The organism is Streptomyces sp. NPDC091282 (assembly GCF_044757385.1).
Taxonomy (GTDB): domain Bacteria; phylum Actinomycetota; class Actinomycetes; order Streptomycetales; family Streptomycetaceae; genus Streptomyces; species Streptomyces gramineus.
In genome coordinates, this window is the sequence record NZ_JBIVUX010000003.1 from 247,057 (window position 1) to 267,674 (window position 20,618).

Sequence of the window (20,618 nt, forward strand, 5' to 3'; positions counted from 1 at the left end):
CGGAGGCCTCGACGAAACCGCAGGTCAGGGCGTTCGCGATCGGCCGCGCTTCTTTTGTTTTGACCGAAGTGATTGCGCTGGGTACGCTCAGACCTTGTGCCTGGGGTGTGCCCTGATCCTCGTGCGTGCCTTCAAACCGCACCTGAGTGACGAAGCGGCCACCGCGATCCGCGCCCCCTTCTGCCGTTCGGCAGGAGTCCGCGGAATCCGACACACCCGACCGCGTGGGTCGGTGACGTTCCAGGTTAGCTTCACCATTCGGCACACAGAAACCGGAGAAGTAGTGCCTACGATCCAGCAGCTGGTCCGTAAGGGCCGGCAGGACAAGGTCGAGAAGAACAAGACGCCCGCACTCGAGGGTTCCCCTCAGCGCCGTGGCGTCTGCACGCGTGTGTTCACGACCACCCCGAAGAAGCCGAACTCGGCCCTGCGTAAGGTCGCGCGTGTGCGTCTGACCAGCGGCATCGAGGTCACTGCTTACATTCCGGGTGAGGGACACAACCTGCAGGAGCACTCCATCGTGCTCGTGCGCGGCGGCCGTGTGAAGGACCTGCCCGGTGTTCGCTACAAGATCATCCGCGGCTCGCTCGACACCCAGGGTGTCAAGAACCGCAAGCAGGCCCGCAGCCGCTACGGCGCCAAGAAGGAGAAGTAAGAATGCCTCGTAAGGGCCCTGCCCCGAAGCGCCCGGTCATCATCGACCCGGTCTACGGTTCTCCTCTTGTCACGTCGCTCATCAACAAGGTGCTGCTGAACGGCAAGCGCTCCACCGCCGAGCGCATCGTGTACGGCGCCATGGAGGGCCTGCGCGAGAAGACCAGCAACGACCCGGTCATCACGCTCAAGCGCGCGCTGGAGAACATCAAGCCCACGCTTGAGGTCAAGTCCCGCCGTGTCGGTGGCGCCACCTACCAGGTGCCGGTCGAGGTCAAGCCCGGCCGCGCCAACACCCTGGCGCTGCGCTGGCTGGTCGGCTACTCCCGCGCCCGTCGCGAGAAGACCATGACCGAGCGTCTGCTCAACGAGCTTCTCGACGCTTCGAACGGCCTCGGTGCGGCCGTCAAGAAGCGCGAGGACACCCACAAGATGGCCGAGTCCAACAAGGCCTTCGCGCACTACCGCTGGTAGTCGCTACCCACATCGAGACCGAGAGAAGACTGAAGCCTTATGGCTACCACTTCACTTGACCTGGCCAAGGTCCGCAACATCGGGATCATGGCCCACATCGACGCGGGCAAGACGACCACTACCGAGCGGATCCTGTTCTACACCGGTGTGTCGTACAAGATCGGCGAGGTTCACGACGGCGCCGCCACCATGGACTGGATGGAGCAGGAGCAGGAGCGTGGCATCACGATCACCTCTGCTGCCACCACCTGTCACTGGCCGCTGGAAGACGTCGACCACACGATCAACATCATCGACACCCCGGGCCACGTCGACTTCACCGTCGAGGTGGAGCGCTCGCTTCGCGTGCTCGACGGTGCCGTGACGGTGTTCGACGGCGTCGCTGGTGTCGAGCCCCAGTCCGAGACCGTCTGGCGTCAGGCGGACCGCTACGGCGTCCCGCGCATCTGCTTCGTCAACAAGCTCGACCGGACCGGTGCCGAGTTCCACCGCTGCGTGGACATGATCAAGGACCGTCTGGGCGCGCAGCCGATCGTCATGCAGCTCCCGATCGGTGCCGAGGCCGACTTCCAGGGCGTCGTGGACCTCGTCCGCATGAAGGCGCTCGTGTGGTCCGCCGAGGCCACCAAGGGCGAGATGTACGACACCGTCGACATCCCGGCCACGCACACCGAGGCTGCCGAGGAGTACCGCGGCAAGCTGCTGGAGGCCGTGGCCGAGAACGACGAAGAGATCATGGAGCTGTACCTGGAGGGCGAAGAGCCTTCCGAGGAGCAGCTGTACGCCGCGATCCGTCGTATCACCATCGCGTCCGGCAAGTCCGACGGCACCACGGTCACCCCGGTGTTCTGCGGTACCGCGTTCAAGAACAAGGGCGTTCAGCCCCTGCTCGACGCGGTCGTGCGCTACCTCCCCTCCCCGCTCGACGTCGAGGCCATCGAGGGCCACGCCGTCAACAACGCGGAGGAGATCGTCAAGCGCAAGCCGTCCGACGAGGAGCCGCTGTCGGCGCTCGCGTTCAAGATCATGAGCGACCCGCACCTCGGCAAGCTCACCTTCGTCCGGGTCTACTCGGGCCGCCTGGAGTCCGGCACCGCCGTGCTGAACTCCGTCAAGGGCAAGAAGGAGCGCATCGGCAAGATCTACCGCATGCACGCGAACAAGCGTGAGGAGATCGAGTCGGTGGGCGCCGGCGACATCATCGCCGTCATGGGTCTGAAGCAGACCACGACCGGTGAGACGCTGTGCGACGACAAGCAGCCGGTGATCCTGGAGTCCATGGACTTCCCGGCGCCGGTCATCCAGGTCGCCATCGAGCCCAAGTCGAAGGGTGACCAGGAGAAGCTGGGCGTCGCGATCCAGCGCCTGGCCGAGGAGGACCCGTCCTTCCAGGTCCACTCGGACGAGGAGACCGGCCAGACCATCATCGGTGGTATGGGTGAACTGCACCTCGAGGTGCTGGTCGACCGTATGCGCCGTGAGTTCAAGGTCGAGGCCAACGTCGGCAAGCCGCAGGTCGCTTACCGCGAGACGATCCGCAAGGCCGTCGAGCGCGTGGACTACACCCACAAGAAGCAGACCGGTGGTACCGGTCAGTTCGCCAAGGTGCAGATCGCGATCGAGCCCATCGAGGGCGGCGACGCCTCGTACGAGTTCGTGAACAAGGTGACCGGTGGCCGCATCCCGAAGGAGTACATCCCTTCGGTGGACGCCGGTGCGCAGGAGGCCATGCAGTTCGGCATCCTCGCCGGCTACGAGATGACGGGCGTCCGCGTCACGCTTCTCGACGGCGCCTACCACGAGGTCGACTCCTCCGAGCTCGCGTTCAAGATCGCCGGTTCGCAGGCCTTCAAGGAGGCCGCGCGCAAGGCGTCCCCCGTGCTCCTTGAGCCGATGATGGCCGTCGAGGTCACCACGCCCGAGGACTACATGGGTGAGGTCATCGGCGACATCAACTCCCGCCGTGGTCAGATCCAGGCCATGGAGGAGCGGGCCGGTGCCCGCGTCGTGAAGGGCCTCGTGCCCCTCTCGGAGATGTTCGGTTACGTCGGCGACCTGCGCAGCAAGACGTCCGGCCGGGCCAGCTACTCCATGCAGTTCGACTCCTACGCCGAGGTTCCGCGGAACGTCGCCGAGGAGATCATCGCGAAGGCCAAGGGCGAGTAACGCACCGCGCTACGACGCTTTAGGCTTGACCCCGGAGCCTCACGGGTCGTTCCTCCGCTTTCGCGGCGGAATGACCCGGGGCCCGGGAACCAACAGCAAAGATCACCTGGCGCCGATCGAATCAAGGCGTACAGAACCACTCCCAGGAGGACCCCAGTGGCGAAGGCGAAGTTCGAGCGGACTAAGCCGCACGTCAACATCGGCACCATCGGTCACATCGACCACGGTAAGACGACCCTCACGGCCGCCATTACCAAGGTGCTGCACGACGCGTACCCGGACCTGAACGAGGCCACCGCGTTCGACAACATCGACAAGGCGCCCGAGGAGCGCCAGCGCGGTATCACCATCTCCATCGCGCACGTCGAGTACCAGACGGAGACCCGTCACTACGCCCACGTCGACTGCCCGGGTCACGCGGACTACATCAAGAACATGATCACCGGTGCCGCGCAGATGGACGGCGCGATCCTCGTCGTCGCCGCCACCGACGGTCCGATGCCGCAGACCAAGGAGCACGTGCTCCTGGCCCGCCAGGTCGGCGTGCCGTACATCGTGGTCGCCCTGAACAAGGCCGACATGGTGGACGACGAGGAGATCCTGGAGCTCGTCGAGCTCGAGGTCCGTGAGCTGCTCTCCGAGTACGAGTTCCCGGGCGACGACCTGCCGGTCGTCAAGGTCTCCGCGCTCAAGGCCCTCGAGGGCGACGCCGAGTGGACCCAGTCCGTCCTCGACCTGATGAAGGCCGTCGACGAGTCCATCCCGGAGCCCGAGCGTGACGTCGACAAGCCGTTCCTGATGCCGATCGAGGACGTCTTCACGATCACCGGTCGTGGCACCGTCGTCACCGGTCGTATCGAGCGTGGTGTCCTCAAGGTCAACGAGACCGTCGACATCATCGGCATCAAGCAGGACAAGACCACCACCACGGTCACCGGCATCGAGATGTTCCGCAAGCTGCTCGACGAGGGCCAGGCCGGTGAGAACGTCGGTCTGCTCCTCCGTGGCATCAAGCGCGAGGACGTCGAGCGCGGCCAGGTCATCATCAAGCCGGGTTCGGTCACGCCGCACACCGAGTTCGAGGCGACCGCGTACATCCTGTCCAAGGACGAGGGTGGCCGTCACACGCCGTTCTTCAACAACTACCGCCCGCAGTTCTACTTCCGTACCACGGACGTGACCGGCGTCGTGACCCTCCCCGAGGGCACCGAGATGGTCATGCCGGGCGACAACACCGACATGAAGGTGGAGCTGATCCAGCCCATCGCCATGGAGGAGGGCCTGAAGTTCGCCATCCGTGAGGGTGGTCGCACGGTGGGCGCCGGCCAGGTCACCAAGATCAACAAGTGATCTCGGCCCGCAAGGGCTGACCCGGTTGTCTGAAGGGGCCCGCACGACTTCGGTCGTACGGGCCCCTTCCGCATGCCCGGGGGACACCGCGGCCGCGGAGCCTCAGAGCCCGCGCCGGAGCAGGGCGACGGCCCGGTCGAAGGCCGAGTCCCGGCCCTTCGCGAACTCCTCCCGGGTGAAGACCGGTTCGCTGATCCGGGGCGGGATTCCGGTGCCGTCGAAGGTGCGGCCGGTCCGGGTGAGGTACTCCTCGTTCGGCAGCCAGGCCGCCATGCCGTTGGGGAGACGGCGGATAAGGATGTCCGAGAAGACGCCCTGTGTCGGCCGGCCGATACGGACCGTGCGGCCGGGACGGTCGATCAGGGCCTGCGTGAAGGTCTCGCCGGCGCTGACCGTCGAGCCGCCGGTGAGCACGGCGACGGAGCCGGTGTAGCGCGGGGCGCGGGCCGGGGTGACGGGGACCGGCTCGGGGCGGGTACGGCCGGCCGGGTCGGCGGGATCGTTGCGGGCGCGCTTGGAGTAGGCCGTGTACGGGGTGTCGGTGAGGCGTCCCGCGAGGTGGATGCCGAGGGCGTCGGAGCCGCCGCCGTTGACGCGGAGGTCGATGACCAGACCGTGCAGGCGCCGGGTGCGCGCCGGGGTGAAGACGGTGTCCAGGGCCCGGTCCAGGGCGGCCAGTTGGGCGACGTACGACCCGTCGTGCGGGTCGTAGCCGGTGAAGCCGGAGACGCGCAGGTAGCCCAGCCGGCCGTGGCCCGCGCCCAGATCGGCGTAGGTGATGCGGCCGTCGGCGAAGTCCTGGACGTGCGAGGCGCCGGCGAGATCGCGCTCACGGACGAACGCCTTCACCCGCGCGTCCAGCTCCGGAGTCGGCAGGACGGTTCCCGGCCGCCCGACCCCGTGGATCTCGTCCCCGTCCTGGACGGCGACATGGGCGTCGTGGAGCGGTGCGACCATGCGGCTGAACAGGTCGTACAGCTCGGACCGGGTGGTGTCCGCGTGCACCAGCGGGCGGTAGCGGTCGCGGACGGCACGCCAGTCGACGCCCTTGGCGGCGAAGAAGGGATAGTTCTCCTCGAACGACTGCCAGAAGACGTCGAAGGCGGCGCGCGGGCCGGAAGAGGCGGGCGGCACGGTGCAGGCCTCCGGCAGGGCGGCGATCCGCCGCAGCAGCCGGTGCCCGACGTCCTGGTTCGCGCTCAGCCGGGCGTGGTCGCCGTCGGCGGCGGGACGCAGGGTGAGCACGCTGCCGCCGGCCTCGTACGACCCCGGCCGCCCGGTCGCCCGCGCCACGTCGCCCGGGAGGCAGCTGACGGCGGTGGTCTGGTACTCCCGGAGTTCGCGGCCGTCGACGGCGAGAACGGTTCCGTACCCGTCCATCCGCCACACGCCCTCCAGCGGGCCTGCGCCGCCGGCCCGGGCGTGCGGCGCGCCCGCGACTCCCAGGGCGGCCAGGGTCAGGGCCAGGGCACAGGCCCCGGTTCCGACAGTGACACGGCGACCTACGCTCACGACGATGTCCTTCCCCCACGCGAGTTCGCTTCCGGTCGCCACGGTGCCGGACGCGGCCCGGCCCGGACCATCCGGGAGGCAGGTGTGCCGGGGGTGGGGACAGCCTCAGACGCGCGGGGTGAAGAGCAGGTTCCTGGTGTGGGCGGGCCGGGGCTCGCGCCAGTGCACCGGGGTGCCGTCCGCCTCGGTGATCCAGTGGGCGTCGTAGCCGAGCGGTTCGAACTCGGCGAACAGTTCGTCCAGGGAGGCGTCGACCAGGGCCTCGATGACCAGGAACGGCCGGTCGCGCTTGAGCACCTGGCGGGCCCCGCGCAGCACCGACATCTCGTGGCCCTCCACGTCGATCTTGACGAGGTCCAGCCGGGTGTCGGCGAACACCTCGTCCAGCGTGACCAGTCGGATGCGCTTGAGCTGCGCGTCGGGGGCCGCGGCCTCCAGGGTCGAACCGGTGGACAGCAGGTTCCCGGAGAACCGGACGCTGATGTCGGCCCAGCCCGGCTCGCCGGAGACGCCGGCCTGGTGGAGCTTGACGTTCTGGACGCCGTTGGAGCGGACGTTCACCGAGAGCCGGGAGTGGATCTGGTCGACCGGCTCGAAGGAGTGCACCTTCGCCCTCGGGTTCGCGTGCGCGGCGATCATCGAGAAGTAGCCGACATGCGCGCCGACGTCCGCGATCGTCGCGCTCCGTGCCGCCAGCCGGGCCCAGGTGGCGAGGGTGCCCGGCTCGTAGCCGAACGTCCCGTTCCACAGGGTGTCCATGGCGACCGCGTCGTCGTTGACGCAGAACATCACGAACGGCGGACAGTACGGCGAATCGATTTCCACGTAGCCGCGGTAGGGGAACTTCTTGCGGTGCACGCGGATGATGTCGCCGGTGGCGACGGGCCGGACCGATGGTGCGTGGGCCAGCATGCGGGCATTGGCTGCTTCGACCTCGGAAATGCGCATTGGGCGATGGTAAAGCCGTGGCCAGTAATTGTCACAGGGTCCGGAAATGTTCCCCAAGGGTCGCTCACCAGTGAATGCCCTCTGCTATTCGCTCCGCATCCACGTCGAATAACCCGCCATTAACCTCGACTTTTTCCGGTGGTGGCACACGCTTCACGCCGGGTGGAGATCCGCCCGCTCCGGTCACTCGGCGTCGCCGCATGTGCCTACGGTGAGCGGTGACGGCGCCGTCACGTGGGGTCACCGGTCGGCGTCACGGCACGGTCGTACGACGGATGGGGTGCGGGATGAGCGTGGACGGCACGGTGGAACGGCTCAGGGCCTTGGGCCGCCGAGTTCGGGGAGACGGTCGGCTACGGCGAGGACTTGGTCTACAAGATCGAGGGCGGAAACGCATTCCCCGGCCGGAATACCTGGACCGCGCCGACGAAGTACTGCGCGCGGACGGACCGCTTTCCGCGATGAAAGAGGACGTGGGCCGCGTCCGGTATCCGAAGAAAGTGCGCGACCTGGCACAGCTGGAGGCCAAGGCGGTGGAACTCGGCGGAACGTCGAGCTGCAGGTGATGCCGACGGATCGTGAGGGGCACGCGGGCCTGGCGGGTTGCATCGAGGTGCTGAAGTCCGAGGACGGATCGGCGGTGGGACGCTCACCGGCGGTGGCCAACGGCCGGCCGGTGTCCGACTCGAAACACCGCGCCGCTCCTCGGCGGCGCCGAGCTGCCGGATCCCTGGAGCCTGGGGCCCCAAGGCCGGTCGGCTACTCGGCCTTGGGCTGCCCGCCGCCGCCCTGCTGTCGGCCCTCCGGCCGTACCGCGTCCTTCGCCTTCTTCGCGAGGTCGTCGTCCAGCTTCTTGAACTCGCGGACCACGGTGTCGGACATGTCGGCGAGCGAGTCGATCTGCTTGGTGATGTCCTCGCGGCCGTCGTGCCAGTTGGACTCGAAGTCGTCCAGCGCGTCGTAGACCGTGCCGCTGCCGACGTCGTCCCGGTAGGACTCGAACATCTTCTTGGTGTGGTCGAGACGCTCCTTGATGGAACGCAGCTTGCGGCCGTAGTCCTCCAGCTCGCTCAGCGGTATCGCGAGGTCGCTCTTGCCCGTGCCCACGTGACCGTCCCCCGTCCGCGCATCTCGTAGTCTGGCCGCACCGTATATCAGATCACCGGAACGGGGACGACGTACACCATGGCCCGCTACATGGAGACGCTCACGATCGAGCGCGGCGGATTCCGGATCAAGGTGCCCGAGTCGTGGTGGGAGTTCGACGTACGGCCGGAGTCCCGCGACGACTCCATCCGGCGGATGGTCGACGAACGCGTCGCCCAGCACCCGGAGCTGGCTCCCTACCGGGACACCTACGTCGGCTTCCTGCGCAAGTCCGCGGCCGACGCGTGGAAGTCGGGCGCGCTGTACTGCGGTTGCATGGCGGAGAGCTTCGGCGGCGACACCCCGATCACCGGCTCGGTCACCGTCTCGCTGGTCGGCGGCCGCACCCGCGAGGGCGCGCCGCTCTCCAACGACCCGGCCGCCATCGCCGCCCAGCTCGCGCCCAAGGAGGCGCACCGCGAGGGCGACTCCTGGCGCAAGGTGACCACCGTCGACATCCCCGGCGTCGGCCCCGCCGCGCGCACCTATGGCATCGAGGACATCCCGGTCCCCGAGGACAGCCTGGGCCGCACGATCCGCGCGGTCCTGATGCAGACGTTCATCCCGGTTCCCGGCCAGGAGGGCAAGGTCGCCCTGGTCGCCGGCAGCAGCCAGGTCCTGGACCTGGCGGACTCCTTCCTCGACATCTTCGACGCGGTCACGTCGACGTTCCGCTTCGCGGACACGGTCAGGTCCTGACCCGCTCCCGCAGGAAGCGGGCCGCCTCGGTGCAGCCGGCCATGGGCAGGTCGCCGTCGTCGATCAGCCCGGCCTGGGCGAGCACGGCCGCCTGGTCCCAGTAGATCCGTTCGCTCGCCATCAGGCCGTCCCGGAACTTCACGACCACCACCAGCGGTACCTCCACGGTGCGTCCGGTCGCGGCCAGCCCCGGCAGCAGGAACGGGATCTCCCGGTCGTGCGGCATCCGCATGACGATCTCCTCGACCAGGAAGTCGTCGCCCACCGACCGGTCCGCCGTCTCCATGGTGGTGTTCCGCGGAACGCCGGGAATGAAGACGTCGCGGTAGTAGGCGCGCAGGTTCTCCCTGCCGAAGCCGCCGCTCATCGTCGGCAGGTGCATCACGCGGGCGTCCTCGACCATGGTGGACACCGCCAGGTCGGCGTCCCTGGCGACGAACTCGTACTCCGTGTGCCGTTCCCACAGCGTGACCATGTCCGCTCGGTTCACGTCGTCTCCTTCCGGGATCCGTCCCGGCGGACCAACGACCACCACCAGGTACAGGGTGCGGCCGTGCCGCCGGCCTTCACCCCGAACGCCAGTTCCTTGTAAGTTCGCGTGTGCACAGGCGGGTTGACGGGGCGTACGCGACGGGGGTTGCGGGGTATGGCGGGGTACCGGCCGGCGGACTGGCAGCCACTCGATCTGGACCGGGATCCGACGCCCGGTGATCCGTACCGGGTCCGTACGCTCGCCTCCCAGCTGCACGCTTTCGCCGATGACGTCTCGGACGCGTTGCGTCTGGTGAAGGGCATGGCGGGTGAGGACACCCTGCTGCAGTGGGCGGGGAAGTCCGCGGACGTGTTCAAGGAGCAGTTCAAGGACGTTCCGAAGAACCTGAAGAAGCTGAAGAAGTCCTACGAGTTGTGCGGGGACGCGCTGGCGGACTACTGGCCGAAGCTGGAGCGGGCGCAGGCTCTGGCGGACCGGGCGCTCGCGAAGGCGAAGGACGCGCAGTCGGATCTGTCGTCGGCCAAGTCGCGTCTGTCCTCGGCTGATTCGTGGGTGACGCGGGCCGGGAAGGAAGCCGACAAGTACAAGGACGACCCCACCGGCGCGCAGTCGGACGGCGAGAAGCCGGACGAGGCGAAGGTGCGGGCCGCGACCCGGGACATGCGGAACGCGAAGTCCGCCCACACCGCTGCCCAGTCGGACGTCACCACCGCGCAGAGCGCGCTGGACGCGGCGAAGAAGATGGCCGAGGACGCGCGGAGGATGCGCGACGACGCGGCGGGCGAGGCGAAGCGGAAGATCGACGAGGCGTCGGACGCGGGGATCCCGAACCGGCACTGGTGGCAGGACGTGGGCCACTGGTTCGAGGACAACTGGGACACGATCGTCACGGTCTGCAAGGTCGTCGTCGCGGTCGTGGGGATCATCGCGCTGATCATCGGCGGTCCGATCCTCGGCGCGATCGTCCTGGTCGCCGCCCTCGTCGTCCTCGCGGACACCCTCTACAAATACTCCAAAGGCCAAGCGTCGCTGTGGGACGTCGCGTTCGCGGCCCTGGACTGCATACCCGGCGGCAAGGGCATCACGTCACTGGGCAAACTCGCCAAGGGCGTGAAGGAGATGAAGTTCCTCAAGGGCGGCCTCAAGGCCATGGGCAGAGGGCTCGGCAGGGACCTGCGCAAGGGAGCCGAGGACGCCTTCGAGAAGAGCAAGCCGGGCAAGGGGCGGTGCAAGAACGGCGACCCCATCGACATGGTCTCCGGCGAGATGCTCATCGAGCAGACCGACGTGGGTCTGCCCGGTGTGCTTCCCGTCATCCTTCGCCGGACGCACCTGTCCACCTATCACTGGGGCAACTGGTTCGGCGAGTCATGGGCGTCCACCCTCGACGAGCGGCTGGAAGTGGACGCGGACGAGGTGCTGTTCGCCACCGAGGACGGAATGATCCTCCGCTATCCGGTTCCGGATGCCGACGGTACGGCGCTGCCGGTGGCGGGACCGCGCTGGCCCCTGACCCAGGACGACGAACACCCCGGGGAACTCCGGGTCACCGACCCCAGGACCGGGATCACCCGGCACTTCGCTCCGTCGGCGAGCGGAAACCGGAACGAATCGGCGGTCACCCTGCCGCTGGCCGCGATATCGGACCGCAATGGCAACCGCGTGCACTTCGACCGCACCCCCGACGGCGCGCCCGTGGCGGTACGACACTCGGGCGGCTACCACCTTCACGTCGACACCCGGGAAGGCCGCGTGGTCGGGCTCAGCCTGCGCGATCCCGCCGACGGGCCCTCGGGCACCACGATCCTGCGGTTCGGCTACGACGGGGCCGGGGACCTGACGGAGATCCACGATTCCACCGGAGTGCCGTACACCTTCGGCTACGACCTCGCCGGAAGGATCGAGTCCCGTACGGACCGGAACGGCTCCTGGTACCGCTACCACTACGACGACCGCGATCGCGTCGTCCGGGGCGAGGGCGCGGACGGCGTGCTCGACTGCACCGTCGACTACGACGCCGAGGCCCGAGCCACCTGCTACACCGACAGCCTCGGCCGTACCACTGTCTACCGGCACAACGAACGGCTGCAGCTCGTCTCCACCACCGATCCGCTCGGCGCGGCCGTGCACAACGTGTGGGACGAGTACGACCGTCTGGTGAGCCGCACCGACGCCCTGGGGCACACCTTCGGCTACGCCTACGACAGCGAGGGAAACGTCACGAGGATCACGCGCCCCGACGGCACGTCCGCGGCCGCCACCTACAACGACCTCCGCCTGCCGGTCTCCGTGTCCGAGGAGGACGGCGTCACCTGGCAGCACGGCTACGACGAACGGGGAAACCGGACCGTCACCCGCGATCCGCTCGGCGCGGAAACCCGCTACTCCTACGACGCGACCGGATTCCTGACCGAGGTCACCGACGCCCTGGGAAACCGGCACACCGCCGTCGGGAACACCGTGGGGCTGCCGGTCCGGCTCACGAACCCGGTCGGCAGCGCCTCGACGGCCGAGTACGACGCCTTCGGCCGGACCACGGCTCTCACCGGGGCGATGGGACAGGTCACCCGGTTCGGATGGACCGCCGAGGGGTGGCTCTCCTGGCGGCAGACCGGTGACGCACCCGCGGAACGCTTCGAGTGGGACCCCGCCGGGAACCTCGTGCGGTACACCGACGAGGCCGGCAACACCAGCACCTACACGCCCACGCACTTCCAGCTCGCCGCCACCCGGACCCGCCCCGACGGCTCGCGCTACACGTTCACCTACGACACCGAGCTGAACCTGGTCCAGGTGACCAACCCCCAGGGAGCCACCTGGGACTACGCCTACGACGCGGTGAACCGGGTGATCGCCGAGACCGACTTCAACGGGCGCACGCTCACCTACGAGGTGAACGCCATGGGCGGGCTCACGGCGGCCACCAACGGCGCCGGTGAGACCGTCTCGTTCGGCCGGGACGCCCTGGGCCGCACGACGTCCTTCCGCCACGACGGCGGGACCACGGTGCTGCGGTACGACAGACAGGGACAGCTGGTCGAACAGGCCGGGCCCGAGGTAGGGGTCACCCGCGCCTACGACCCGGTCGGCAGGCTCCTCTCGGAGAGCGTCGACGGCCGCACCACGACCTTCCGCTACGACGCACTCGGCCGCCGGGTCGAGCGACGGACGCCTTCCGGGATCGTCTCCACATGGACCTACGACGCGGCCGGGCGACCCGACGGCCTGGAGGCCGCGGGTCATAGGATCGGCTTCCGTTTCGACGCCGCAGGACGGGAGACCGCCCGCAGCCTGGGCCCCGGGATCACGCTCGGCCAGTCCTGGGACGAGGCCGGCCGGCTCACGTCCCAGACGCTTTCCCGGCACCCGGAGGGCGCGGAGACACTGCTCCAGCACCGCAGCTACGCCTACCGCGCCGACGGCTACCTGGTAGAGCTGAGCGAACTGACCAGCGGCACACGGCGGTTCGAACTCGACGGCGGCGGACGCGTCACCGCCGTCCACGCGCGCGACTGGACCGAGACCTACGCCTACGACGACCTCGGGAACCTGGTCCAGGCCTCGACACCGGTCACCGGCGGCGACGACAGGGACCGGCAGTTCACCGGAACCCTGATCCGCCGAAGCGGCCGGACCAGCTACGAACGGGACTCCGACGGCCGGATCGTCCGTTCGGTGCGCCGACTGCTCAACGGGCAGAAACGCGTCCGTACGTTCGCCTGGAACAGCCAGAGCCAGCTCGTCGGCACCGTGACGCCGGACGGCACGCGCTGGCGCTACCGCTACGACGCGGAGGGCCGCAGAGTGGCGAAGCTGTGTTTCGCCGCGGACGGCACCGTCGCCGAGGAGACGCGCTTCACCTGGGACGGCGCGCGGCTTGCCGAACAGATCAGCACCAGTGGCCGGGTGACCTCCTGGGACTACGCCCCGGGTACCCACCTGCCGCTGACCCAGATCGACCGTCTGACCGACGGCCCCGGGGAGGGCACCCGCTTCCACGCGGTGATCACCGACCTGTCGGGGGCACCCGCCGAACTCGTCTCACCCGACGGTGAGCTGGTCTGGAAGCGACTCAGCACGCTGTGGGGTCTGCCCATGGGGGCGACGTCCGGTGGCGCCGGGGAACCGGCCGGCGAGATCGCCTGCCCGCTGCGCTTTCCCGGCCAGTACGCCGACGCCGAGACCGGCTGGCACTACAACCGCCACCGCCACTACGACCCCGAGACCGGGCACTACACGACCCCCGATCCGCTCGGGCTGCTGCCCGCCGCCAACGACACCGCCTATGTGTCCAACCCGTACCGGTGGATCGACCCGCTCGGCCTCTACCGGGACGAGGACAACGGCCAGTACGCCCGCGACCCCGACGCACCGGACACGGCGCACAACAGGAAGAGCGAGTACCCGTCCGGATACCGGGAGTCCACACACGACGAGATGGCCAAGAACTGGACGCTGGAGGGTGTGGACCAGGACGCGCGGCCGGTCGACGCGAGGGGCAACAAGATCCCGCGGGAGGATCTCACCTGGTTCGACTCCAAGGGTGACATCATCTGGGACCCGAAGAACCCCGGTTCGAAACCGTTCCATGAGACGGTCACGTACGAGCACACGCAACCCGTCGTGGATCACTGGAACAGCACCGGCTACGACACCGGCCGGGCCACCCGGAACGACTTCTACAACGACGCCGACAAGATGGAAGCCATGGAGAAGAGCAAGAACTCTCGCGGTGGTGCGCTGATGGACGCGCGATACCGGCAGGACACGGGCGACAACTACTCCTGCCGCTGAAGGCCGGGCCCCACCGACCGGAACCGACCCCGCACACCCCGGAAGGAACCATGGACCTGCAGTCCACCGTCACCGCATTTCCGCGGGCCACGCCGATCGACGGCCTGGACCGCGCCTGGACCTGGCGGCTGAACCCGGTGCTGAACTTCGCGGGCGCGCTGACCGGCGACGGCACCCGGCTTCTCCAGATGAACCAGGTGCGCCGGCACGACGACGCGCTGGCCGCCGCGGTGCTCGCCTTCGCCCGCGCGCACGAGTCCGAGCTGTTCGCCGAAGGGCGCTTCCTGACCTGCGTCGGCGGCTTCGAGGCGCCCGGGTACTCCTTCGACGCCGTCGCGGCCGTCGTGCCCGGGGTGCACGGCCACCACCGGGTCCAGAACCCCGACCTCACGCCTCTGACGACCATCGTTTTCCCCGCGTACCTGTGCGAGTTCTCGGGGCGGGAGACGGTGGAGGAGGCGGAGGCCAGGTACCACAAGATGCTGGCGACCGCGGACATCGGCCGTGGCCCCATGCCGTTCCTGAAGATGCGCTTCGACAACCCCCGGACCGGGGGAGGCAGCGACAACCCGGGGCGTGCCCTGGCCCGGCCCCAGGTCCTGCTGGCCGAGATCCCGGAGCTGCGGGACGCTCCCGGCGGGTTCGTGGAGTACGAGAACCACGCCGGTGACGTCCGCCGCGTGCGGTGGGACCGGAACGGCACGTGGGTGTTGTCGGACGCGTCCGACAACACCCAGGAACTGGGGCTCGACGAGCTGCTGCCCCTGGTGGAGGAGAGCCTGCGCTGACCCGTCCGGCCCCTGGGCGAACCGGGCCTCGCGGACCGTCAAGGGCGGCATCGGCTTGATCGACGGGGTGTGAGGGAGGCGGTGTGAACATCCTGGGGTACGAACGGACCAGGTCCCCTGGGGCCGACGGCGTGCCGCGTCGGGCAGTCTGCAGGCTCCTGCCCGGCTTGAGCGACTACGAGACGCTGCGGCTGGACGGTGCCGACCAGAGCAGGCTCATGCGGTGGCAGCGGAGCGGCGGCGACGCGGACCGGCCGACCGGGCTGCGTGCCGAATGGATGGACGACTCCGCGCCCAGGAGCGAGTTCCCGAGCGGCAGTCCCGGAGCGCCCGTGCTCAGCCGCCGCCTGGCCGAGGGGTTCGGGGACGAGCTGCTGTCGGCCGGAAGCCTGGTACCCGTCGAGATCCGCAACGGCAAGGGCGACGACTATGTCCTGTTCCTCGTCGACCAGGTCGTCGACTGCCTCGACCTCCGCAGGTCGTCCAAACCGAAGCGGAACGGCGAGATCAAGAAACCCGTGTACCGCCCCGAAGCACTGCCGGCCGGGCTGCCCGCCTTCCGGCTGCCCCAGTTCCCGCGCGCCGTCCAGTGGAACGGCTGGGCCGCCGAACGGCTGCTCGGTCTCACGGGGGACCAGATCGAGGCCCGGCTGACCTGGTCGGAGGATCCCGCGGCCAAGCCCCACCCCGACCCCTGGGGATTCTGACCCCGCCCCGCTCGGCCCTGTGTTTGACCTACGTCACCCTGGGGGTATTCTCTCCGGCTCGATTGGCCAGCCCCCTGTCACGTATGGCAGACTAGCGGGGTTGCTCGGTCGAGTGTTGATGCTGCGCGCCTCCCGCCGGGAGGACCGGAAGCGAGTCCCACAGTACTCGTCGTCCTAACTGCCACACGGCAGCACTGGGACGGACGTACGGGAATCTTTCGGGAAGCAAGGTGCGGCACCGACCAGGCACCCGGTGGGCCTTCCGCCCCCGGCCTGCGGTTCCGGAAGGGCCGTGTGCATTCCCCACAGGGATGTTCGAACAAGGGGCATCTGTGTCAGCGGGAGCGCGACACGCCCGACCGCGTGGGTCGGAGACGCGAAGGCAGCAGGACGAATCCGCCGGGTTCCGGAGCGTAAGAAGAGACAGGACTACTGAGTAGCCATGGCGGGACAGAAGATCCGCATCCGGCTCAAGGCCTACGACCACGAGGTCATCGACTCCTCGGCGAAGAAGATCGTCGAGACGGTGACCCGCACTGGTGCGTCGGTCGCGGGCCCGGTGCCGCTGCCCACTGAGAAGAACGTGTACTGCGTCATCAAGTCGCCGCACAAGTACAAGGACTCGCGCGAGCACTTCGAGATGCGCACGCACAAGCGCCTGATCGACATTCTCGACCCGACGCCCAAGACCGTTGACTCTCTGATGCGACTCGACCTCCCGGCCGGTGTCGACATCGAGATCAAGCTCTGAGGGCCGGTGATCTGAGAATGGCTAAGCAGATCAAGGGCATCCTGGGCGAGAAGCTCGGCATGACGCAGGTGTGGGACGAGAACAACCGTGTCGTCCCGGTCACCGTCGTCAAGGCCGGCCCGAACATCGTCACCCAGGTCCGTACGAACGACGTCGACGGCTACGAGTCCGTCCAGCTCGCCTTCGGCGAGATCGACCCGCGCAAGGTGAACAAGCCCCTCAAGGGTCACTTCGCGAAGGCCGACGTCACCCCCCGTCGTCACCTCGTCGAGATCCGGACGGCCGACGCCACCGAGTACACCCTCGGTCAGGAAGTCACCGCCGAGGTCTTCGAGGCCGGCGTGAAGGTCGACGTCACCGGCAAGAGCAAGGGCAAGGGCTTCGCCGGTGTCATGAAGCGTCACAACTTCAAGGGCCTCGGCGCCGGTCACGGCACCCAGCGCAAGCACCGCTCTCCCGGTTCCATCGGTGGCTGCGCCACCCCGGGCCGCGTGTTCAAGGGCCTCCGCATGGCGGGTCGCATGGGCAACGAGCGGGTCACCACCCAGAACCTGACCGTCCACGCCGTTGACGCGGAGAAGGGTCTGCTGCTCATCAAGGGCGCGGTTCCCGGTCCGAACGGCGGCCTCGTCCTGGTCCGCACCGCGGCCAAGGGGGCCTGAGGTACCGATGAGCACTGTTGACATCCTTTCGCCTGCCGGCGAGAAGACCGGTAGCGTCGAGCTCCCCGCGGAGATCTTCGGCGTGGAGAAGGTCAGCATCCCGCTGATCCACCAGGTCGTCGTCGCGCAGAACGCCGCTGCCCGCCAGGGCACGCACAAGACCAAGACCCGTGGCGAAGTCCGTGGTGGTGGCAAGAAGCCGTACCGCCAGAAGGGCACCGGCCGCGCCCGTCAGGGCTCGACCCGCGCCCCGCAGTTCGCCGGCGGTGGCGTCGTCCACGGCCCGCAGCCGCGTGACTACTCGCAGCGCACCCCGAAGAAGATGAAGGCTGCCGCTCTGCGTCACGCCCTCACCGACCGGGCGCGCCACAACCGCATCCACGTCGTCACCGGCGTGATCGAGGGCGAGAACCCCAGCACCAAGGCCGCTCGCACGCTGTTCGGCAAGATCTCGGAGCGCAAGAACCTGCTCCTGGTCGTCGACCGCGCCGACGAGGCCGCGTGGCTGTCCGCCCGCAACCTGCCCCAGGTCCACATCCTGGAGCCGGGCCAGCTGAACACGTACGACGTGATCGTCTCGGACGACGTGGTCTTCACCCAGGCCGCTTTCGAGTCCTTCGTCGCCGGCCCGAAGGCCAACGACACCGAAGGGACCGAGGTCTGATGGCTACCCGTCACCCGAGCATCGCCTCGAAGGCCGCCAAGGCCGCCAAGGCCGCGCGCGTCGCCAAGGCGCGCCGTCACGCCGCCGAGGGCAAGAACACCGTCGAGACCCCGCTGAGCAAGTCCTTCACGGACCACCGTGACGTGCTGCTCAAGCCGGTCGTCTCGGAGAAGAGCTACGCGCTCCTCGACGAGGGCAAGTACACGTTCATCGTCGCGCCCGGCGCCAACAAGACCCAGATCAAGCAGGCCGTCCAGGCGGTCTTCGACGTCAAGGTCACCGGGGTCAACACCCTCAACCGCCAGGGCAAGCGCAAGCGCACCAAGACCGGTTTCGGTCAGCGCGCGGGCTCCAAGCGCGCGATCGTGACCCTCGCCGAGGGCGACCGTATCGACATCTTCGGCGGTCCGACCGCGTAAGCGGGTCGGATCGTCCGATATCGGACGAGGACTGAGAAATGGGAATCCGCAAGTACAAGCCGACTACGCCGGGCCGTCGTGGCGCCAGCGTCGCCGACTTCGTCGAGGTCACGCGGTCCACGCCGGAGAAGTCGCTGGTCCGCCCGCTGCACAGCAAGGGCGGCCGTAACAACGCCGGTCGTGTGACCGTTCGCCACCAGGGTGGCGGACACAAGCGCGCCTTCCGAGTGATCGACTTCCGTCGTCACGACAAGGACGGCGTGCCTGCGAAGGTCGCGCACATCGAGTACGACCCCAACCGCACCGCGCGCATCGCGCTGCTGCACTACGCGGACGGCGAGAAGCGCTACATCCTCGCCCCGCGCAACCTGCAGCAGGGCGACACCGTGGAGAACGGTCCCGGGGCCGACATCAAGCCGGGCAACAACCTGGCCCTCCGCAACATCCCGGTCGGTACCACGATCCACGCGATCGAGCTCCGTCCCGGCGGTGGCGCCAAGTTCGCCCGCTCCGCGGGTGCCTCGGTGCAGCTGCTCGCCCGTGAGGGCGCCATGGCGACCCTCCGTATGCCGTCCGGCGAGATCCGCATGGTGGACGCGCGCTGCCGCGCCACCGTCGGTGAGGTCGGCAACGCCGAGCAGTCGAACATCAACTGGGGCAAGGCCGGCCGCAAGCGGTGGCTGGGCGTTCGCCCGACCGTCCGTGGTGTCGTCATGAACCCGGTCGACCACCCGCACGGTGGTGGTGAGGGCCGGACGTCCGGTGGTCGTCACCCTGTCTCCCCGTGGGGCAAGAAGGAAGGTCGTACTCGTTCGCCCAAGAAGGCGTCGAACAAGTACATCGTCCGCCGCCGCAAGACGAACAAGAAGCGTTAAGGACTGGTTGAGATGCCTCGTAGCTTGAAGAAGGGGCCCTTCGTAGACGACCACCTGATCAAGAAGGTGGACGCCCAGAACGAAGCCGGCACCAAGAACGTCATCAAGACCTGGTCCCGTCGCTCCATGATCGTCCCGGCCATGCTGGGTCACACGCTCGCGGTGCACAACGGCAAGACCCACATCCCGGTGTTCGTCACCGAGTCGATGGTCGGTCACAAGCTCGGCGAGTTCTCGCCGACCCGCACCTTCCGGGGCCACGTCAAGGACGACCGGAAGTCGAAGCGCCGCTAGTAGCGGATCGCATTCAGACACGTAAGTAACTGAGAGGGACAACCATGGAAGCCAGGGCCCAGGCGCGGTACATCCGCGTTACGCCCATGAAGGCCCGCCGCGTGGTGGACCTTATCCGTGGCATGGATGCCACGGAGGCTCAGGCTGTTCTGCGATTCGCTCCGCAGGCAGCCTCCGTGCCGGTCGGCAAGGTGCTCGACAGCGCCATCGCCAACGCCGCGCACAACTACGACCACACCGACGCCGACAGCCTCTTCATCTCCGAGGCGTACGTCGACGAGGGCCCGACCCTGAAGCGGTTCCGGCCGCGTGCCCAGGGCCGTGCCTACCGGATCCGCAAGCGGACCAGCCACATCACCGTGGTCGTCAGCAGCAAGGAAGGAACCCGGTAATGGGCCAGAAGGTTAACCCGCATGGGTTCCGGCTCGGTGTCACCACGGACTTCAAGTCCCGGTGGTACGCCGACAAGCTGTACAAGGACTACGTCAAGGAAGACGTCGCCATCCGTCGGATGATGACGTCCGGCATGGAGCGCGCCGGCATCTCGAAGGTGGAGATCGAGCGCACCCGTGACCGTGTGCGTGTGGACATCCACACCGCGCGTCCGGGCATCGTCATCGGCCGCCGTGGCGCCGAGGCCGACCGCATCCGCGGCGACCTCGAGAAGCTCACGGGCAAGCAGGTCCAGCTGAACATCCTCGAGGTCAAGAACCCCGAGACGGACGCTCAGCTGGTTGCTCAGGCCGTCGCCGAGCAGCTCTCCTCCCGCGTCTCCTTCCGCCGCGCCATGCGTAAGAGCATGCAGTCGGCGATGAAGGCCGGCGCCAAGGGCATCAAGATCCAGTGCGGTGGCCGCCTCGGCGGCGCCGAGATGTCCCGCTCGGAGTTCTACCGCGAGGGCCGCGTGCCCCTGCACACGCTCCGCGCGAACGTGGACTACGGCTTCTTCGAGGCCAAGACGACCTTCGGCCGCATCGGTGTGAAGGTCTGGATCTACAAGGGCGACGTCAAGAACATCGCCGAGGTCCGCGCCGAGAACGCCGCAGCCCGTGCCGGCAACCGCCCGGCCCGTGGCGGTGGCGCTGGTGACCGCCCGGCCCGTGGTGGCCGTGGTGGCGAGCGGCGCGGTCGCAAGCCGCAGCAGGCTCCCGCTGCCGAGGCCCCCCAGGCCGAGGCCGCCGCCGCTCCGGCTGCTGAGAGCACCGGAACGGAGGCCTGACCG

At 68.3% G+C, this 20,618-nt stretch carries 20 protein-coding genes and 1 pseudogene; 17 read left to right on the plus strand and 4 right to left on the minus strand.

Annotation, left to right across the window (positions count from 1 at the left end):
- Window positions 1-283 precede the first annotated feature (283 nt).
- The 4 genes from rpsL (at window position 284) to tuf (ending at window position 4,644) form a co-directional block, all read left to right on the plus strand.
- A complete protein-coding gene (rpsL, locus tag ACIQOE_RS14925; protein WP_003948652.1) occupies window positions 284-655 on the plus strand; it encodes a 30S ribosomal protein S12 in 372 nt (123 codons plus the stop codon).
- A 2-nt stretch (window positions 656-657) separates the two neighbouring features.
- Window positions 658-1,128, plus strand: coding sequence for a 30S ribosomal protein S7 (rpsG, locus tag ACIQOE_RS14930; RefSeq protein WP_007384059.1), 471 nt, complete (start codon window positions 658-660; stop codon window positions 1,126-1,128).
- A 39-nt stretch (window positions 1,129-1,167) separates the two neighbouring features.
- Window positions 1,168-3,294: an elongation factor G gene (gene fusA, locus ACIQOE_RS14935; protein ID WP_351318139.1), complete on the plus strand. Its 2,127-nt coding sequence runs from the start codon at window positions 1,168-1,170 to the stop codon at window positions 3,292-3,294.
- 156 nt (window positions 3,295-3,450) lie between these two features.
- Window positions 3,451-4,644, plus strand: a complete 1,194-nt coding sequence (gene tuf, locus ACIQOE_RS14940; protein WP_351318141.1) for an elongation factor Tu — start codon at window positions 3,451-3,453, stop codon at window positions 4,642-4,644.
- Window positions 4,645-4,746: 102 nt separating this feature from the next.
- On the opposite strand, the gene ACIQOE_RS14945 is transcribed toward tuf, so the two are convergent.
- Together ACIQOE_RS14945 and ACIQOE_RS14950 are read right to left on the minus strand one after the other, a co-directional pair.
- On the minus strand, window positions 4,747-6,024 hold the full coding sequence (locus ACIQOE_RS14945) for a S41 family peptidase (protein WP_401412521.1): 1,278 nt from the start codon (window positions 6,022-6,024) through the stop codon (window positions 4,747-4,749).
- A 237-nt stretch (window positions 6,025-6,261) separates the two neighbouring features.
- On the minus strand, window positions 6,262-7,104 hold the full coding sequence (locus ACIQOE_RS14950; protein WP_365554871.1) for an FkbM family methyltransferase: 843 nt from the start codon (window positions 7,102-7,104) through the stop codon (window positions 6,262-6,264).
- A 318-nt stretch (window positions 7,105-7,422) separates the two neighbouring features.
- Here ACIQOE_RS14950 and ACIQOE_RS14955 point away from each other — a divergent pair.
- A pseudogene (locus tag ACIQOE_RS14955) lies at window positions 7,423-7,795 on the plus strand (hypothetical protein); the annotation flags it as partial.
- 68 nt (window positions 7,796-7,863) lie between these two features.
- Here ACIQOE_RS14955 and ACIQOE_RS14960 read toward each other — a convergent pair.
- Window positions 7,864-8,211 carry a hypothetical protein gene (locus ACIQOE_RS14960; RefSeq protein ID WP_351318147.1) on the minus strand — a complete coding sequence of 116 codons (348 nt, stop codon included), beginning with the start codon at window positions 8,209-8,211 and terminating at the stop codon, window positions 7,864-7,866.
- 78 nt (window positions 8,212-8,289) lie between these two features.
- Between ACIQOE_RS14960 and ACIQOE_RS14965 the strand changes: the two genes are divergently transcribed.
- The gene (locus tag ACIQOE_RS14965) at window positions 8,290-8,949 is read left to right on the plus strand and encodes a hypothetical protein (RefSeq protein WP_365570577.1); all 660 of its coding nucleotides are present in this window, start codon (window positions 8,290-8,292) and stop codon (window positions 8,947-8,949) included.
- Here the strand turns inward: ACIQOE_RS14965 and ACIQOE_RS14970 are convergent.
- Window positions 8,939-9,439, minus strand: a complete 501-nt coding sequence (locus ACIQOE_RS14970) for a nuclear transport factor 2 family protein (protein ID WP_351318151.1) — start codon at window positions 9,437-9,439, stop codon at window positions 8,939-8,941. The two genes, ACIQOE_RS14965 and ACIQOE_RS14970, sit on opposite strands and share 11 nt — an antisense overlap.
- A 156-nt stretch (window positions 9,440-9,595) precedes the next feature.
- Here ACIQOE_RS14970 and ACIQOE_RS14975 point away from each other — a divergent pair, with 156 nt between their 5' ends.
- The 11 genes from ACIQOE_RS14975 to rpsC all read left to right on the plus strand — a co-directional run bounded on the left by ACIQOE_RS14975 (window position 9,596) and on the right by rpsC (window position 20,615).
- Window positions 9,596-14,236, plus strand: a complete 4,641-nt coding sequence (locus ACIQOE_RS14975; protein ID WP_401411831.1) for an RHS repeat-associated core domain-containing protein — start codon at window positions 9,596-9,598, stop codon at window positions 14,234-14,236.
- A gap of 50 nt (window positions 14,237-14,286) precedes the next feature.
- Window positions 14,287-15,024: a hypothetical protein gene (locus ACIQOE_RS14980; protein ID WP_401411833.1), complete on the plus strand. Its 738-nt coding sequence runs from the start codon at window positions 14,287-14,289 to the stop codon at window positions 15,022-15,024.
- Window positions 15,025-15,191: 167 nt separating this feature from the next.
- On the plus strand, window positions 15,192-15,731 hold the full coding sequence (locus tag ACIQOE_RS14985) for a hypothetical protein (RefSeq protein ID WP_401411835.1): 540 nt from the start codon (window positions 15,192-15,194) through the stop codon (window positions 15,729-15,731).
- 442 nt (window positions 15,732-16,173) lie between these two features.
- Window positions 16,174-16,482 (plus strand): 30S ribosomal protein S10, encoded by a 309-nt coding sequence (gene rpsJ / locus ACIQOE_RS14990; protein ID WP_003948644.1) that lies wholly within the window; start codon window positions 16,174-16,176, stop codon window positions 16,480-16,482.
- A 17-nt stretch (window positions 16,483-16,499) separates the two neighbouring features.
- Window positions 16,500-17,144 (plus strand): 50S ribosomal protein L3, encoded by a 645-nt coding sequence (gene rplC / locus ACIQOE_RS14995; protein ID WP_351318159.1) that lies wholly within the window; start codon window positions 16,500-16,502, stop codon window positions 17,142-17,144.
- A gap of 7 nt (window positions 17,145-17,151) precedes the next feature.
- Entirely contained in the window at window positions 17,152-17,808 is a 657-nt protein-coding gene (gene rplD / locus ACIQOE_RS15000) for a 50S ribosomal protein L4 (RefSeq protein ID WP_351318161.1), read from the plus strand.
- A complete protein-coding gene (gene rplW / locus ACIQOE_RS15005; RefSeq protein WP_351318163.1) occupies window positions 17,808-18,227 on the plus strand; it encodes a 50S ribosomal protein L23 in 420 nt (139 codons plus the stop codon). The genes rplD and rplW overlap by 1 nt, the downstream gene beginning before the upstream one ends.
- A gap of 38 nt (window positions 18,228-18,265) precedes the next feature.
- A complete protein-coding gene (rplB, locus tag ACIQOE_RS15010) occupies window positions 18,266-19,102 on the plus strand; it encodes a 50S ribosomal protein L2 (RefSeq protein WP_189268841.1) in 837 nt (278 codons plus the stop codon).
- A 12-nt stretch (window positions 19,103-19,114) separates the two neighbouring features.
- The gene (gene rpsS, locus ACIQOE_RS15015) at window positions 19,115-19,396 is read left to right on the plus strand and encodes a 30S ribosomal protein S19 (protein ID WP_003992359.1); all 282 of its coding nucleotides are present in this window, start codon (window positions 19,115-19,117) and stop codon (window positions 19,394-19,396) included.
- A 44-nt stretch (window positions 19,397-19,440) separates the two neighbouring features.
- Window positions 19,441-19,788, plus strand: a complete 348-nt coding sequence (gene rplV, locus ACIQOE_RS15020; RefSeq protein WP_003974262.1) for a 50S ribosomal protein L22 — start codon at window positions 19,441-19,443, stop codon at window positions 19,786-19,788.
- Window positions 19,788-20,615 (plus strand): 30S ribosomal protein S3, encoded by an 828-nt coding sequence (gene rpsC / locus ACIQOE_RS15025; RefSeq protein WP_093499641.1) that lies wholly within the window; start codon window positions 19,788-19,790, stop codon window positions 20,613-20,615. Before rplV ends, rpsC begins: the two co-directional genes overlap by 1 nt.
- The last annotated feature ends 3 nt before the right edge of the window (window positions 20,616-20,618 follow it).